Raw genomic sequence first — 254 nt, 5'->3', positions numbered from 1 at the left:
AATCGCAATTTTACAGTAAATGGTAAAAGTGTTACTGCTACATTTAGCAATGCCAATACTGTTTCAGTGCGTAATGCTGGAGCGGCTCGTACTTGTGATGGTGGTCATATAGGAACACAATCTTTAAATATAATGTCAGAATATGAAGCTACTTTACTTGGTGGTAAAGATAAATACGGAAACTCAATATATAATTATCCAAGTAGTGCACGTATAAAAATTAAATTTAGTACACCTATTACGAATTTTAAAGT

Annotated in this window: 1 protein-coding gene; it reads left to right on the top strand. The window is 32.3% G+C overall.

The genetic code is table 11. From position 1 onward, the window contains the following. On the top strand, positions 1 to 254 hold a 254-nt coding region (locus tag SB752_RS32920; RefSeq protein ID WP_410719582.1), incomplete at both ends, for a hypothetical protein.

Source organism: Brevibacillus sp. SIMBA_040 (genome assembly GCF_046535075.1).
In the GTDB taxonomy this organism is placed as follows: Bacteria; Bacillota; Bacilli; order Brevibacillales; family Brevibacillaceae; genus Brevibacillus.
Note: the sequence above shows the minus strand (reverse complement) of the source record. Positions and strands in the feature narration are given on the sequence as shown.